The 16275-nt window shown below is 53.2% G+C and carries 15 protein-coding genes; 14 read left to right on the forward strand and 1 reads right to left on the reverse strand.

Features of this window, described 5'->3' with window-relative positions; translation table 11 throughout:
- Positions 1–53: 53 nt before the first annotated feature.
- Positions 54–509 (reverse strand): 50S ribosomal protein L9, encoded by a 456-nt coding sequence (gene rplI, locus LFE_RS12305; protein WP_014450545.1) that lies wholly within the window; start codon positions 507–509, stop codon positions 54–56.
- Positions 510–884: 375 nt separating this feature from the next.
- Here rplI and LFE_RS12310 point away from each other — a divergent pair, with 375 nt between their 5' ends.
- From LFE_RS12310 to LFE_RS12375, 14 genes are all read left to right on the forward strand, one after another.
- Positions 885–2480 carry a putative sulfate/molybdate transporter gene (locus tag LFE_RS12310; protein WP_041774504.1) on the forward strand — a complete coding sequence of 532 codons (1596 nt, stop codon included), beginning with the start codon at positions 885–887 and terminating at the stop codon, positions 2478–2480.
- A gap of 96 nt (positions 2481–2576) precedes the next feature.
- Positions 2577–3737 carry a hypothetical protein gene (locus LFE_RS12315; RefSeq protein ID WP_014450547.1) on the forward strand — a complete coding sequence of 387 codons (1161 nt, stop codon included), beginning with the start codon at positions 2577–2579 and terminating at the stop codon, positions 3735–3737.
- A 94-nt stretch (positions 3738–3831) separates the two neighbouring features.
- Positions 3832–4959, forward strand: coding sequence for a hypothetical protein (locus LFE_RS12320; protein WP_014450548.1), 1128 nt, complete (start codon positions 3832–3834; stop codon positions 4957–4959).
- A gap of 1 nt (position 4960) precedes the next feature.
- Entirely contained in the window at positions 4961–5650 is a 690-nt protein-coding gene (locus tag LFE_RS12325) for a tetratricopeptide repeat protein (protein WP_014450549.1), read from the forward strand.
- 425 nt (positions 5651–6075) lie between these two features.
- Positions 6076–6951, forward strand: coding sequence for a nitrogenase iron protein (gene nifH, locus LFE_RS12330; RefSeq protein WP_014450550.1), 876 nt, complete (start codon positions 6076–6078; stop codon positions 6949–6951).
- Between the two features lie 109 nt (positions 6952–7060).
- A complete protein-coding gene (gene nifD / locus LFE_RS12335) occupies positions 7061–8491 on the forward strand; it encodes a nitrogenase molybdenum-iron protein alpha chain (RefSeq protein ID WP_014450551.1) in 1431 nt (476 codons plus the stop codon).
- 63 nt (positions 8492–8554) lie between these two features.
- Entirely contained in the window at positions 8555–10093 is a 1539-nt protein-coding gene (gene nifK, locus LFE_RS12340) for a nitrogenase molybdenum-iron protein subunit beta (RefSeq protein ID WP_014450552.1), read from the forward strand.
- 67 nt (positions 10094–10160) lie between these two features.
- A complete protein-coding gene (gene nifE, locus LFE_RS12345; RefSeq protein ID WP_014450553.1) occupies positions 10161–11561 on the forward strand; it encodes a nitrogenase iron-molybdenum cofactor biosynthesis protein NifE in 1401 nt (466 codons plus the stop codon).
- A 15-nt stretch (positions 11562–11576) separates the two neighbouring features.
- A complete protein-coding gene (gene nifN / locus LFE_RS12350) occupies positions 11577–13028 on the forward strand; it encodes a nitrogenase iron-molybdenum cofactor biosynthesis protein NifN (RefSeq protein WP_014450554.1) in 1452 nt (483 codons plus the stop codon).
- Positions 13025–13423 carry a nitrogen fixation protein NifX gene (gene nifX / locus LFE_RS12355; RefSeq protein WP_014450555.1) on the forward strand — a complete coding sequence of 133 codons (399 nt, stop codon included), beginning with the start codon at positions 13025–13027 and terminating at the stop codon, positions 13421–13423. Before nifN ends, nifX begins: the two co-directional genes overlap by 4 nt.
- 72 nt (positions 13424–13495) lie before the next feature.
- Positions 13496–13957, forward strand: coding sequence for a NifX-associated nitrogen fixation protein (locus LFE_RS12360; RefSeq protein ID WP_014450556.1), 462 nt, complete (start codon positions 13496–13498; stop codon positions 13955–13957).
- A gap of 45 nt (positions 13958–14002) precedes the next feature.
- Complete coding sequence (gene nifB / locus LFE_RS12365; protein WP_014450557.1) at positions 14003–15568, forward strand: nitrogenase cofactor biosynthesis protein NifB; 1566 nt, start codon at positions 14003–14005, stop codon at positions 15566–15568.
- An 11-nt stretch (positions 15569–15579) separates the two neighbouring features.
- Positions 15580–15837 (forward strand): YfhL family 4Fe-4S dicluster ferredoxin, encoded by a 258-nt coding sequence (locus LFE_RS12370; protein ID WP_014450558.1) that lies wholly within the window; start codon positions 15580–15582, stop codon positions 15835–15837.
- 42 nt (positions 15838–15879) lie between these two features.
- Positions 15880–16272 carry a HesB/IscA family protein gene (locus LFE_RS12375; protein WP_014450559.1) on the forward strand — a complete coding sequence of 131 codons (393 nt, stop codon included), beginning with the start codon at positions 15880–15882 and terminating at the stop codon, positions 16270–16272.
- Positions 16273–16275 lie beyond the last annotated feature (3 nt).

The following is a 16275-nucleotide window of genomic DNA, read 5'->3' on the forward strand; positions in this document are numbered from 1 at the left end:
TGAATTGGGGGGCGAAAGCCCCCCTGATTACGATTGTTTCTGTCCGGACAGGTTCAGGCAGAAGGAACCAGCTCAACCTTGAGGTTGGCCTGGACTTTCTCTCCCAGCCTGACGGGAACAACACAATGTCCGAGTTCCTTTATGGGACGCTCGAGATGGATTTGTTTGCGATCAAGATGAATCTCGTGTTTTTGCAAACCGTCGACAATATCCTGAGCCGTAACCGAACCGAACAAACGGTCAGCATCCCCAACCTTGACGGAAAGGGTAAGCTCCATCTCTGAAAGGCGTCCTGCGAGAACGAGAAGTGACTGATGGTGTTTCTCGGCACGCTCCTTGGCCTGCTTCCGATGAAGTTCAACAAGCTCAAGATTATGCCTGTCCGCTTCAATGACCAACTGCTTGGGCATCAGGAAGTTTCTGGCAAAGCCCTTTGACACCTGAACGAGATCCCCAGCTTTTCCCAATTTTTCAACATCTTGCTTTAAAATGACAGAAACTTTGCTCATGGCTCCTCCTTTAATCCTTAACCGGGGAAAGTTATCAGATCTGGACAATCGAGTCAATCCTAATTGGAAAATCCAAAACGCCTACCCCTTTTCCGGGTCTGGATGACCCCAGATATTGAGGTAAGGGCAACCTACAACAATTGTAAACAAAAAAACATTTTTGAATTCATAAAGCCGTCTCTTTTCCACACCAGATTCTGAATGAAGAGAGGGAATTCCAGCTCTTCTAACCATCGGCATCAATATTGCTTAGTCAAAAAAACCACCCGGGCTGACGAAAGCCTGTCGTTCAAATTCTGTTTTATCCCACTGTCAAAACAAATCACGATTCAAAGCGAAGGAGCTGTCGCCATCAATTGCGGGCGAATACTGCCAATGGAACGCTTACGCTTATTTTGCGCTTTTTCAAAAATCGGTCTGGGGACATTCCGGCCCAGGGAATTATGGGGATCGTTCTTCGACCTCTGGTTCCTTGTGCCCATTACCGGAATTCTCGTCGATTCCGAGTCGGGAGGAGATGCCAGAAGTCTGGGTCTGAATTTCCTCTACCTCGGATGCGCCTATCTTATGTCCGCGCTGATCTTCAGAACACCCCTCCCCCTTCAGCCCCTGAAAGTCTGGGCCTTTCTCTTTCTGATCCTGCACCCGACACCCATGATCGCATCCATTTCAGCGGTTCTATTGGGAATATTGCTCTTCCTGTCCGGTCAGTCCGGACTCACCGACAGACTGTCCCGTATTCTGGACGATCGCGCCATCAGGGGAGTGAAACGGGCGGTCTCCATCTATGTCACCAGCGTGGGGGGGATTTCTCTCCTTCTTTGGGGTCTTCATCACATTCCGGGGATCAACCTTTCCCGATTTACGGGATCGAACCCAGGGTTCGGCCCCCATGCACCAGGAAGCCTTCTTGAAGTTCTTCTACTGGTTCTTCCCCAATTGCCGGTCACTCTTATCAATGGAATTCTGGCAACGGTCCGGGAAAAGCAGACATCCGATACTCTTTCCGAACAGTCCAGAGACAGACTGACAGGAAACATCACCTCGTGCTGGCTGGGTCTTGCCAATCTTCTGGCCGGTTTTTTGGGTTTGCTTCCCTTCTGCCACGGCTCCGGGGGTCTCCGCTCTTACCGGAGGCACGATATCCGGACCATTCTTCCGTCTCTTTCTTCATCCGCCGTTCTGATCGCTCTCGGAGCGATTTTGATACGGGAGAAAATCACCTTGCCCGGACCGGCATTTTTCGCCCTTTTCCTCGCCGGATTCCTTTTTTCGGAATATCTCATCGCCCGAAGGGGTCTCCTGAAATCCGGAGTCTACGAGAAGGTCTCAAAGGCCGATCAACAGAGAAACCCTCTTGAGATCTGGATTCTCTCAGGGGGAATGATCTCTGGTCTCCTCGCTCTTGGGGGAATTCCGGCGGTAATGGTTTTTCTTCTGGGAATGAATACGGTCCTGACCATTTCAAAAACAAACCATCGTCTGGAAAGAGCCCCTGGACAAGGAGCCGTCCTGACCATTACAGAAAACATTTTGATCCCGGGAAAAATCTGGGAAGCAAAGAGCGATTTCAGACCGGTCATGAAGAAGAACCGGATCTTTACCAATAAGCGTTTCGTGGAAGGAACAATCACTCCATCCTTGTCTGAAAACAAGCCCTCCACAAGGACCAACCGGTTCAATCAGGGAATCGATTTCCCGGTATTTGCCGACGGGAACGCCCTGATTTCCGATCCCCAGATTTCATCTTCGTCTCCGGTAAGGGGAGATCCGGAACAGATCAGCACCATGAGATCGCTCTATCGTCGCCCAAGAGAAGCGATCGATATCATCCCTGGATCCATTCTCCTTTTGTTCCTCTTTTTCTTCTTTGTCCTGCCCTGCCCCCAATCCTTTCCCAAAAAATCCAAAAACATTCCACTTGCCCAGAAAAGACTCTTCTCGGGACCCACCCGAATCCGCGCTCCATAGATCACCTCCGATTTCTTGCGACCACTTCCAAAGACACAGTCCTGTCTTTGGAACATTCACTTCCGTCGAAAAACACAAGAATCGAAAGGGATCGCCATGAGACCGTTTCATATCACAAGAAGACACGGAAAACCGCTTTTTCCGGTGAAATATTTGCTGTTGATTCTCCTTGTATCAATACCCGGATTCAAACAGGCTTTTGCCGATACCCAAAGCCAGACATCTCCCGCCACAGCCGACAAAATCAAAAAATCGGACAAGGCCGGTAACACCCCATCACCGGATGGTGACGGATTGTCCTGGAACGGGATAGATGCCCTTAAAGCCTACCGGAAGATGTGGAACCCTCTTTCTGCAGGACCGGAGCTCATTCCCATGGCCGACACCGCCCCTCCGGGAGAGTTCTATATCCGGCCATTCTTCTATGGCCAGTTTACCCAAGCCCAGTATACCGACAGCGGAGGCATTCATTCCCTTCCTGCCGGCTTTTACCAGACACAGCTTCTTTCCCTTGCGGAAATCGGAGTCGGACTGACGGACAACACCCAATTCACCATTTTCCCATCGATGGTCTCGCTTTGGTCCGGAGCCGACGGACGGATCAACAACGGAAGCGGATTCTCGGATCTGACCATGGAGATCAAGTACCGTTTCTTTGTCCAGCACCCGGACCGGAAAATCCCCTCGATGGCATTCGCCATGCATGTGACCCTTCCAACATCAAGCTGGACGAATGCTCCTGTTCCTCCGGGAGGATTACCCCCTCTTGCCAGGATTCCATCCACCCACTATGGAGCTCCGGCCATCACCCCGGCTCTTCTGACCCGTTATATTGCCAAACCATTTCGACTCTACGCAGATTTTTTCTACACATATGACTTTCCAAACAATGCGGCAATAGCGGGATCCCCCGGAAAACCACTCGTCCAGTTCGGAGATATCGCCCAGTACCGGCTGGGAGCCGAAACCATGATCAATGACAAAACAGGCACCGGATTCATCTTGGAGTTTGCCGGGGAGTCCGGTCTCCCCTTCTCTGTCGACGGCCTCCCGATCAATGGAGGAGGCGCCCATGTCGGTGCGTTCAACATCTGGGGACTTCAACCCACCTTCGAAACCAATCTGTCCAGAAACATCATCTGTTCCATCGGCGTGCTTTTGCCGATCGCCGGAACCAATCAATACCAGTCGATCAACCCCAATTTTTCGATTTACTGGTATTGGGGACCAGGCGGAGGAGATGTCGTAGCCAGATAGATTTCCGTTGTTATCGTGAACGTTCTGGAGGTTGGAGAAAAGATCCACCAGCCTCCAGAACATGCTTCTCTTTAAAATACAGGAGGACCCGAAGATGGACATACTCTCCGGCATACGCATCGCCATTCCCGTTCTTCTGCTTTTACTGCCCGTTCCGAATGCGGCCTGGTCAAGCTCTCCTGCCCCGACCGGAACGGACAGTCAAAATGGGGCGCCTTCCAATATCCAGCCTCCCTCCGAGGATGATCTTCTCCCGGAGTTCGACAAATTGATGAAACCGGACTACCTCCCATGGGGACCATTGACAAGCGGCCCATTTTTTACAGGGAACGCCAATACCGTTCCGGTCGGATCCTTTTTTGTCCGCAGTGCCTGGTCCGACAATCTGATGTTTGGCCAGGGACTGAACCTGTCATCCATGAGCGGAGAATCGCGCATTGATGTGGGACTTATGAAAAACCTTGAGATGGATCTGGTCGTCCCTGTCGGAATCAATTCCCAGGACAGCGCGGGAACAAACAACCAGAGAATAACCCGCTGGGGCGTGGGAGATACCGTGATCTTTTTCCGATACAACTTTCTATTGGAACACGATGTCTATTCCCTGTGGCACCGGCCATCCCTGACCATCGAACCACAGATTGTCCTCCCCACCGGGAAATACACGGAACTCAGCCCGACAGCCAACGGACTCGACCAGATGGGAAACGGAACCACCAACGAAGGGCTCTACCTGATCGCTAAAAAAAGTGCGAAACCCTTCCGTCTGTATTTCATGGCGGGAGATATTGTGCAAAACCCGGCCACAGTGGGCGCCAACTATGCCTCCAACAATGTCACCTTCACCCCCATTCCCTGTACGGCGTCCGGTCAATGCCAATCGGGCCGATTCAACATGGTGGACGGAAATCTTGTCGACTATTCGCTCGCTGTTGAACAGATTCTGAACGACAACTACGGACTCGGATATGTCCTGGAGGTGGTGGGGCAGACACAAACAGGCTCAAGCCTTGTCTTCGGAAATGCGACAGTGCCTTCCTGGAGCTATTTATGGGTCGCACCGTCCTTTGAAGTGAAGTATCCCAGTACCGGGAAAATGGCGGTCACATGGAGCGTCGGGGTAGCGTTACCCCTTTACCAGTCGAATATTCCGCAGATGTATACCCCATTCGGAATGGCGACTGTCTGGTATAACGGTGTCTTCGGATACAGAGGAGAATAAAATGAATACCAAAAAAATGGAAAGAAAAATCCTTTACCGAGCCTTCTTTGGGTGTCTCATCCTCTTTTCGGTTCTTTCCGGTTGTGCGGAGACTCCCACAAAAACAGAATCCGCCTATTTGTTCGAACGCGATGGCTACAAGGCCTATCAGGACCATCGGTGGGTCGAGGCGGAAAAGGATTACCGCCAGGCATCGAATCTTGATCCCCTGAACCTCAAGTACAGGAATAATCTTTCCATCATCCTTCACAGGGAAGGGAAGGAAAGGGAAGCGGGAAAGATTCTTGAACTTGGGCAGATGGAAAACTCCCCGGCAGGAGAACATATCCTCATCAGCCGCGCCCATACGTTGCTGGAGCGACATCAATATCCACAGGCTAAAGAGATCCTTGACGGAATGCGCTTCTCCCGAAGCTGGCCCACAGGATTCAAGAGGCTGATGGCCTATGCGGATATCCGAACCGGCCATTATGGAGAGGCATCCATTCTCCTTCACGAAATCATTCAAAAAAGACCCCGGGATCCGGTGGTATTGGGATATCTCTCAATTGTATACAAGAAAGAGGGAGCGGAGAGTCTGGCCCAGAAAAATTTCCAACGGGCCCTGGAGCTCTCCCGCTCATCGAGATTCCGGAAATCCCTCGCGCTTCTTTTTAACGAAACAGACAGCGGAAGTAAAAATGCTCCCTGACGACAATGCTCCGATAGACCTGTAAAATCTTTAACTTATTTTGTCATTTGGATTTTATGGAAAATTGACAGGGGGGTGAGAGGTCCCTTTGACCCCATACCATTTTTGTACCTAAATGGTACGATTGTTGACATTTTGTGATCACATTTCCTTTTTCCAGAAAAGCAGAAATCCTGTTTCAAGCATAACATGCGGATCTGGCACGCTCATTGCTAGTAATATCACGCCAGCCATTTTCCGAAAGATTCGAGGCAGAGTCTTTCGGGGAAGGAGCTGAAAGAAATGGATTGAAGGAACAGAAAACTAAACGGGGTCGGTACAATATGCCGACCAGGCGCTGAAGCCGAATGAAGATATCTTCATTCGGCTTTTTTCATTTCTGCCCTTCTCCCGAACGAGGAGGCAGACAACCAGGAGGAAACATTATGCGTCAGATTGCATTCTATGGTAAAGGCGGCATCGGCAAATCCACAACATCCCAGAACACATTGGCAGCCCTCAGCGAAATGGGAAAGAAGATCCTGATCGTCGGCTGTGATCCAAAAGCGGATTCAACACGACTCATCCTTCACGAAAAGGCCCAGAACACCGTCCTTTCCCTCGCAGCCGAGGCCGGAACGGTTGAGGATCTCGAAATTGAAGATGTCATGAAAGTCGGCTTCAGGGACATCCGTTGCGTCGAATCCGGCGGTCCTGAGCCAGGTGTCGGATGTGCCGGTCGCGGTGTGATCACCTCGATCAACTTCCTCGAAGAGAATGGTGCCTACGAAGGTGTCGACTATGTCTCTTACGACGTTCTCGGTGATGTCGTCTGCGGCGGATTCGCCATGCCGATCCGGGAAAACAAGGCCCAGGAAATCTATATCGTTACCTCCGGCGAAATGATGGCCATGTACGCTGCCAACAACATCGCCAAGGGTATCTTGAAATATGCCAACTCCGGCGGCGTGCGTCTCGGCGGACTCGTCTGCAACGAACGCCAGACCGATCGCGAATACGAACTGATCGAAGCACTCGCAAAACGCCTTAACACCCAGCTGATCCATTTCGTTCCCAGAAACAACATTGTCCAGCACGCTGAGCTTCGCCGCATGACCGTTCTCGAGTTCGCACCGGAATCCAGCCAGGCCGAAGAATATCGTCAGCTTGCCAAAAAGATCGATGCCAATGCAGGAAAGGGAACAATCCCGACACCTATCACCATGGACGATCTTGAAGAACTGCTGATGGATTTCGGCATCATGAAGACCGTCGACGAATCCCTGATCGGCAAAAAAGTCGATGAGGTTGCCATCGCCTGATTCTCGCTCTTTTCAATCATGAAGGGGGAGCTGCTCCCCCTTCTATCTTCCTTCTGTCCCACCTTATGCAGGGAAATGTCCCTGAATCGCCATCCGATCGGAGGGTTCCATGAGCAACAACATTGAAGAAGCCAAAAAAATTATTGAGGAGGTCCTGAGCGTCTACCCCGAAAAAACCCGGAAAAAACGCGAAAAGCACCTGAATGTCTTCGAAGAGGGAAAGCCGGATTGCGGAGTCAAGTCCAACATCAAGACCGTCCCTGGCGTGATGACCATTCGCGGATGCGCCTATGCCGGATCCAAGGGAGTGGTCTGGGGCCCCATCAAGGACATGATTCACATCAGCCACGGTCCCGTGGGTTGCGGGCAATATTCCTGGGCCGCGCGCAGAAACTACTACATCGGCACAACAGGCGTCGACTCCTTTGTCACCATGCAGTTCACCTCCGACTTCCAGGAGAAGGATATCGTCTTCGGTGGAGACAAGAAGCTCGAGAAAATCATCGACGAGATCGAAGTCCTGTTTCCCCTGAACAACGGAATCACCATCCAGTCGGAATGCCCGATCGGTCTCATTGGAGACGACATCGAGGCGGTCTCGAAGAAAAAGAGCAAGGAACACAACGGAAAGACCATCGTGCCGGTCCGCTGCGAAGGATTTCGGGGAGTCAGCCAGTCACTCGGACACCATATCGCCAACGATACGATCCGCGACTGGGTTTTTGACAAAAAAACAGGCAAGCCCATCGAGACAACTCCCTACGATGTGGCCATCATCGGCGATTACAACATCGGCGGAGATGCCTGGTCTTCCAGGATCCTCCTCGAAGAAATGGGGCTCAGGGTCGTTGCCCAATGGTCTGGAGACGGTTCGATCGAGGAGCTCATCAATACCCCGAAGGTCAAGCTGAACGTTCTCCATTGCTATCGCTCCATGAACTACATCTCCCGTCACATGGAAGAGAAGTACGGGATTCCATGGGTGGAATACAACTTCTTCGGACCTTCGAAGATCGCCGAATCCCTCAGGAAGATCGCCGCTTTCTTCGATGACACCATCAAGGAAAATGCGGAAAAGGTCATCGCCAAATATGAAGCCCTGACCAAGGCCACCATCGAAAAATACAAGCCACGGCTTGCAGACAAGACGGTCATGCTGTTCGTCGGCGGACTCAGGCCACGACACGTGATCGGCGCCTATGAAGATCTCGGCATGAATGTCATCGGAACCGGCTATGAGTTCGGCCATAACGACGACTACCAGCGCACCACTCACTACGTCAAGGACGGAACCATCATCTACGACGATGTTACGGGATACGAGTTCGAGAAGTTCGTCGAGGCCCTCAAGCCTGACCTCGTAGCTTCCGGAATCAAGGAAAAATATGTTTTCCAGAAGATGGGATATCCATTCCGTCAGATGCACTCCTGGGATTATTCCGGCCCCTATCACGGGTACGACGGTTTTACGATCTTTGCCCGGGACATGGACATGGCAATCAACAATCCAGTCTGGCAAATGGCAAAGGCCCCCTTTTGAGGCAATGCCAACAACCAGTCCGGTCGGGCAGGCTTGCCGCCCGTTTCATGTGAGGAACAGACAATGAGCCAGAATCCAAAACACGTTCTAGATCACTTCAATCTTTTCCGGGAACCGGAATATGTGGAGATGTTCGAGAACAAGAAAAAGAACTTTGAAAATCCCCATCCGGAGGATGAGGTCTCTCGCATCATCGAGTGGACCAAAACCGAGGAATACAAGGAACTGAACTTCAACAGGGATTCCCTGACGGTCAATCCGGCCAAGGCCTGTCAACCCCTGGGAGCCGTCTTTCTGGCTCTCGGGTTTGAAAATACGCTTCCGTTCGTCCATGGATCCCAGGGCTGCGTGGCTTATTACAGAAGTCATCTCTCCCGTCATTTCAAGGAACCGACCTCCTGCGTCTCCTCTTCCATGACGGAAGATGCTGCCGTCTTCGGTGGTCTCAACAACATGATCGATGGACTGGCCAACGCCTACGCCATGTACAAGCCCAAGATGATCGCCGTCTCGACGACCTGCATGGCCGAGGTCATCGGCGACGATCTCAACGCCTTCATCAAGACCTCGAAGGAAAAGGGTTCCGTACCGGAAGAATATGATGTCCCGTTCGCTCATACGCCTGCGTTTGTCGGTTCCCACATCACCGGCTACGACAATGCCCTGAAAGGAATCATGGAGCATTTCTGGGCCAAGAAAGAACGTACCGAAAACGAGACGATCAACATCGTCATGGGATTTGATGGCTACGCCGTCGGCAACATCCGGGAGCTGAAAAGGGTTTTGAAGGAGATGGGCATCAAGGCCATCATTCTCTCCGACACAAGCGACGTCTTCGACACCCCGACAGACGGAACCTTCCGGATGTACATGGGCGGTACGACCCTTGAAGAGGCCAAGGAAGCCCTGCATTCGAAGGCGACCGTCTCTTTCCAGGAGTTCAACACTCCCAAATCGCTCGAATATGCCCAGAGTCTCGGGCAGAAGACGATGGCGTTCCAGTACCCCATCGGAGTCCGGGCAACCGATCGCTGGCTGATGGCGCTCTCCGAGCTGACCGGAAAGGAAATTCCGGAGTCCATCAAGCTTGAAAGAGGACGATTGGTCGATGCCGTGGCCGATTCCACCTCACATATCCACGGAAAGAAGTTTGCCCTTTACGGCGATCCCGACCAGATGCTGGGTCTATCCGAGTTTCTTATGGAGCTCGGTGCCGAACCGGTGCATGTCCTGGCCACAAACGGCGGCAAGGATTGGGAAGAAAAGATGAACGCCCTTTTCGCCACCTCCCCATTCGGAGCCGGATGCCATGCGTACCCGGGCCGTGATCTCTGGCACATGAGAAGCCTTCTCTTTACCGAACCGGTGGACTTCCTGATCGGAAACACCTACGGGAAATACCTTGAAAGAGACACAGGAACGCCGTTGCTCCGGATCGGATTCCCGATCTTCGACCGTCACCATCACCACCGCTACCCGACAGTCGGCTACCAGGGGGCGATGAACGTCCTCGTGAAGATCCTCGACAAGATCTTCGACGAAATCGACAAGAACACCAATGTTCCCAGCAAGACGGACTACAGCTACGACATCATTCGGTAACACGGGAAACACTTGCATCGGATGCCGGGGAGAAAAGAAATCTCTCCCCGGATTTTGGGAGAACACCATGCTAAACCAAAAGGTTCAGGAAGTTTTTGAAGAACCGGCCTGCGGTCACAACAAGGCCAAATCGGAAAAAGATCGTAAAAAGGGTTGCACGAAAGTGGCAACACCAGGAGCAGCAGCTGGCGGATGCGCATTTGACGGCGCCAAGATTGCCCTCCAGCCCATCGTCGATGCCGCCCACCTGGTTCATGGCCCGATCGCCTGCGAGGGGAACTCCTGGGACAACCGCTCTGCGCTGTCCTCCGGATCCAGACTGTATCGCACAGGCTTTACGACGGACATGAACGAGATGGACGTCATCTATGGCGGAGAAAAACACCTTTTCAAGGCCATCCGCCAAATCATCGAACGCTTTGATCCCCCGGCGGTCTTTCTGTACCAGACATGCGTTCCCGCCATTATCGGCGACGATATCGAGGCCGTGGCAAAGGCCGCGACTGAAAAATTCGGAAAGCCGGTCATTCCGGTCAACGCTCCCGGTTTCGTCGGCGGGAAAAATCTCGGGAACAAGCTGGCGGGAGAAGCTCTCCTGGACTATGTCATCGGAACCATGGAGCCGGAGACAACAACGCCGACCGATCTCAACATCATCGGAGAATACAACCTCTCGGGAGAGCTCTGGCAGGTCAGTCCCCTTCTCGACCGACTCGGGATCCGGGTATCGGCCTGCATCAGCGGAGACGCACGCTACCGGGAGGTCGCCTCTTCCCACAGGGCAAGGGCCGCCATGCTGGTTTGCAGCAAGGCCATGATCAACATCGCGAGCAAGATGGAAGAGCGCTACCAGATTCCATGGTTCGAGGGTTCGTTCTACGGGATCTCCGACATGAGCACATCGCTTCGAAACATTTCCCGTCTGCTGGTCGACAGGGGGGCTCCTTCGGATCTCATCGAACGCACGGAAGACCTGATCGTGTCGGAAGAGAAGGAAGCATGGGCGGCGATTGAACGTTTCCGGCCAGGTCTCGAAGGCAAACGGGCGCTCCTGATCACCGGCGGAGTCAAAAGCTGGTCGGTGGTATCGGCCCTGATGGAAGCGGGTCTTGTGGTGGTGGGTACGAGCGTCAAAAAGTCCACGAAAGAGGACAAGGAGCGCATTACCGAGCTCATGGGCGAAGATGCGCACATGATCGACACCATGACCCCGAGAGAGATGTACCGGATGCTGAAGGATGCTGAAGCGGACATCCTCATGGCCGGAGGGAGATCCCAGTTTGTCGCGCTCAAGGCCAGGGTTCCTTTCCTCGATGTCAACCAGGAAAGACGATTTGCCTTTGCGGGTTACAAGGGCATGGTGACTCTGGTCTCCGAGCTCCATCGCACCATTACCAACCCGATTTTCCAGACGCTCAAGAATCCGGCTCCGTGGTCCCCCGGCTGCCGGACCACACCGCTGGTGTAGGGCAAGGAGAAGATGATGACCACGACAGAAAAACCAGGAGAAAACATCCAGACGCCAACGGAATTCGTGTCGGAAAACCCTCTCAAGATGAGTTCTCCCCTCGGAGGGGCCCTTTTCTTTCTCGGACTCGACCGGAGCCTGCCGGTCTTCCACGGATCACAAGGATGCACCTCTTTCGCGCTGGTTCTGCTTGGACGTCATTTCAAGGAATCCATCCCCCTCCAGACCACAGCGATGAGCGAGGTCACGACGGTTCTCGGAGGCGGCGACAACATACAGGCGGCGATTCTCAAGATTCTTGAGAAAGGAAAGCCGGGTGTCATCGGGATCTGCTCCACCGGTCTCACCGAAACAAAAGGCGAAGACATCGTCGGGGAGGTCGCCCTGTTCCGGAAAAAACATCCGGAGCACGACGATGTTCCACTGGTGGCGGTGTCGACTCCCGACTTCCGCGGCTCCCATGAAGACGGTTTCAGGGATGCCATGATCCGGACGATCGAGGAGCTGGTGGTCACCGGAGAGAAGACCATCAAGAACCAGATCAATGTCCTGGCGGGATCCCACCTCACGGTGGCCGATATCGATTATCTCCGGGACGTTCTGAATGACTTCGGATTTTCTCCGATCTTCCTTCCGGATCTCTCCCGCTCTCTCGACGGGATTATCCCGGACAATTTCGAACCGGTTTCCATGGGGGGAACAACCGTTGAAGAGATCCGGAAGATGGGCTCTTCAGAACACACCCTGGTGATCGGTGAGTCTCTCCGGGGAGCCGGGGAGGCTCTGTTGAAAAAAAGCGGTATCCCCTATGTCGTGGTCAACCGCTTGATGGGAATCAACGCCTTCGACCGTTTTCTGGTCACTCTCAAAAACCTTTCCGGACGGGACTATCCGGAAGGGCTCAAGCGGGAAAGGAACCGTCTGACCGACTCCATGCTCGACGCCCACTTCTATCTGGGAGGCGTCAAGGTGGCCATGGGTCTTGAACCCGACCACCTGTTCGATCTGGCTCATTTTTTGACAGAAAACGGAATGGAGATGGTCGGATCGGTAACCACAACCACCTCCACTCTTCTCCCCAAGACACCAGGACCGAAACCGGTCATTGGAGATCTTGGAACGCTGGAACGCCAGGCCAGATCCGCAAACGCGGGTCTTTTGGTGACCCATTCCCATGGCCGCCAGGGGGCAAGCCGACTCAATATCCCCCTTTTCCGGGTGGGATTCCCCATCTTTGACCGGCTCGGGGCGACCCACCGACTTTTCGTGGGGTATCGGGGAGCGATGGAAACATTATTTCGCCTGTCCAACATGATGTGGTCGAGAGATCCGGAAAACCAGCCCGACACCTGGTACCCCGAAGTCGGGGAAAAGACCCCAATCGTCTTCGGGGACGTTGACCCGGAGGAATTTGTTCCCGTGACCTTTCAGGGACTCAATGAAAGAAGTGAAGGAGGACGTCCGTGAAGATAGCTTTTGCGACCCAGGACATGGAAACCGTCGATGCTCACTTCGGATGGGCCAAGAATATCGCCATTTACGATCTCGAGCCGGATTCTTTCAACCTCTCCCATGTGGCCTCCTTTGAATCCAATCTGGCCGAGGACGGAAACGAGGACAAGCTGGTTCCGAAGATCGATGCATTGAAAGGTTGCGCCATCTTGTATGTGGCGGCCATCGGGGGATCAGGCGCTGCCCGCGTTGTCGCCCAGAAAGTACACCCGATCAAGGTCGAAAAGCCCGAAAAGATTACCGATCTTCTTGAAAAACTCAGACTTCTCATCAATGGCACACCGCCACCTTGGATGAGAAAGATTCTCCGTGACAAGGGAGAAAAACAGGCCGACTTTCTCGAAGACTGACAGAGCAGGTCAGAACGGAAAGATCCTTTCGACAACAGATCATTCCAATCCAAAAATAGCGGGAGACACTCCATGACCAATACAGAATCGACACAGGCAGCATCAGAACAGTTTTTCAAGGATCTCGCCCTGCAGTTCCGCTCCCATGACGGCTTCGGCGCCTGGGACAAGCTGACCGACGAGCAGGTTTTGAAACCGTTCATTCTCGATGCCGAAGCCAGACGCGCGATTCCCATCATCGGCGACCCGGATCCGGACATTCTCTGGAGGCTCGAAATCTTTTACAACACGATCGCCCTGTCCATCGAAAAAAGGACAGGAGTGATGGTCACCCCGATGATGAAGATGTCCCACGAGGGATTTGGCCGTATGGTCCTGATCGGCGGACGTCTCGTCGTCGTGAACAAGAATCTCAGGGATGTGCACCGGTTCGGGTTCGCATCCAGGGAGAAGCTCCTGGAAGAAGCAGAAAAGCTGATCACCCAGGGGACGGAAATGATCGAGAAATTCAAAGAGGCAGCAACATTCGGATAAAGAAAAAGGCTAACCGGTCCCGCGAAAGGGACAAAGGGGGAGACGATGGATTCCAAGGACATGAATTTTCTGAAGATGATTCAAGAACCGGAAACAGAAGCGTCAGGGTGTTCGGAGACATCGACCTGTGGCAGCTCGGGAGGTCCGGCCGACATGGATCCCGAAGTCTGGAACAAGGTCAAGAATCATCCCTGCTACAGCGAGGAAGCGCATCACTTTTACGCCCGTATGCATGTGGCCGTCGCGCCGGCCTGCAACATCCAGTGCAACTACTGTAACCGCAAATACGATTGTTCCAACGAATCCAGGCCCGGCGTGGTTTCAGAGCGCCTTACACCGGAACTCGCGGCCAAGAAGGTTCTCGCCGTCGCATCGGAAATCCATCAGATGACGGTCGTCGGCATCGCCGGAGCGGGGGACTCCCTTGCCAATCCGGACAAGACATTCAAGACCTTCGAACTGATCTCGAAGGCGGCACCTGACATCAAGCTCTGCCTTTCGACCAACGGACTGGCTCTTCCCGACATGGTCGACAGGATCGCCGACTACAACGTCGACCATGTCACCGTCACCATCAATATGGTCGACCCTGAAGTGGGCGAGCAGATCTATCCCTGGATCTACTTCAACAAGAAACGCTGGAGAGGGCGCGACGCGGCAAAGATTCTCTCCGAAAGACAGCTTTTGGGTCTCGAGATGCTCACGGCCAGAAAGATTCTGGTGAAGGTGAATTCCGTGATGATTCCCGGTGTCAACGACGAGCACCTGAAAGATGTGAACCGTGAAGTCAAAAGACGGGGCGCTTTCCTCCACAACATCATGCCCCTTATCTCCGAGCCGGAGCATGGAACATTCTACGGCTTGAACGGACAGCGGGGACCCACGGCGGAAGAACTGAAACATCTCCAGGATTCCTGCGAAGGGGAGATGAACATGATGCGCCATTGCCGCCAGTGCCGGGCCGATGCCGTTGGCCTTCTCGGTGAGGACCGTTCCGCCGAATTCACCAATGAAAAAATTGAGGCCATCGAAATCGCAGATGTCCAGTACGACCTCGCAGCCCGCGAAGAATACCGGGACAAGGTGGAAAACATCCGGGAAACGGAGCGAAGGATCAAGGAAATGATCGTCTCGGGACTTGGACAAAACAAGGATCTCGAAAAAGCCCCACCCATCCTTGTCGCGGTCGCGACCCAGGGGGGCGGTGAGATCAACCAGCATTTCGGCCATGCCCGGGAATTCCAGGTCTATGAGGTCGATGCCAATGAAGCCAAATTTGTGGGACATCGCCGGGTCGACCTTTACTGCGAGGGAGGTTTTGGGGAGGAAGATTCACTGACAAGAATCACCGAAGCCCTCTCCGATTGTGTCGCCGTCATGTGCGCAAAAATCGGCGGATGCCCTAAAAAGACGCTGGAAGAAGCCAACATTCTCGGAATCGACAAATTTGCGTTCCAGTCGATCAAACCGGCCCTCCTCAACTATTTCAAGGAATATGTCGAGGGTGTCAAGTCGGGAGCGATCACTCCCAAAGAGGTCACAAGCCAGACAAAGATCAGGTCGGGAGCCTATACCGCTCCTGCTGGTAGTCCAATCACAATCCTGTCGTAAGGAGGGGGCAGATGGCTTACACAATCGTTCTCGAAAACTGTACGGGGTGCTCGATCTGTGAGCTGGCGTGTCCCAACAGCGCCATTTTCTCAAACGACGATGGCCTCTACCAGATCGACCCTGACCTGTGCACAGAGTGTGTCGGTCATTTCGATGAGGCCCAGTGTAACGTCGTCTGTCCGATAGAACTGACATGCATTCCCGATCCTGCCATTGTGGAGGATCGGGAACTGCTCATGGCCAGGAAGATCAAGCTGCACGGATCTTGAGGCGAAGCTTTCTTTGTTCATTCTGAAAAAAGGAGAACCACCGTGGGCGTTACAGTGACAGAAAAGGCAAGTGTCTATCTTCGAAGGATGATCCAGTTCAACGGAGGCAACAGCCGGTCGGGAATCCGTCTGATCGTCAAGCCGGGAGGATGTTCAGGCTACTCCTACGACATGGAACTCGCCGACACGACCCTGCCAAGCGACCATGTCTTTCCCGGACCGGGATTTTCCGTTCACATTCCAAACGAATGTCTGCCTCTCGTCGATGGCTGCGAAATCGATTTTGAGGACAACATGATGAGCACGTCCCTTGTTTTTAAAAATCCCAACGCAACCAGTTCCTGCGGTTGCGGAACATCGTTCAATGTCGAGGGAGGACCAGCTCCTGCCGAAGGAGGGTGCTCCAAAAAAGGACCCGAGAATACGGCAGGCTGAAGA

Source organism: Leptospirillum ferrooxidans C2-3 (genome assembly GCF_000284315.1).
In the GTDB taxonomy this organism is placed as follows: Bacteria; Nitrospirota; Leptospirillia; order Leptospirillales; family Leptospirillaceae; genus Leptospirillum; species Leptospirillum ferrooxidans.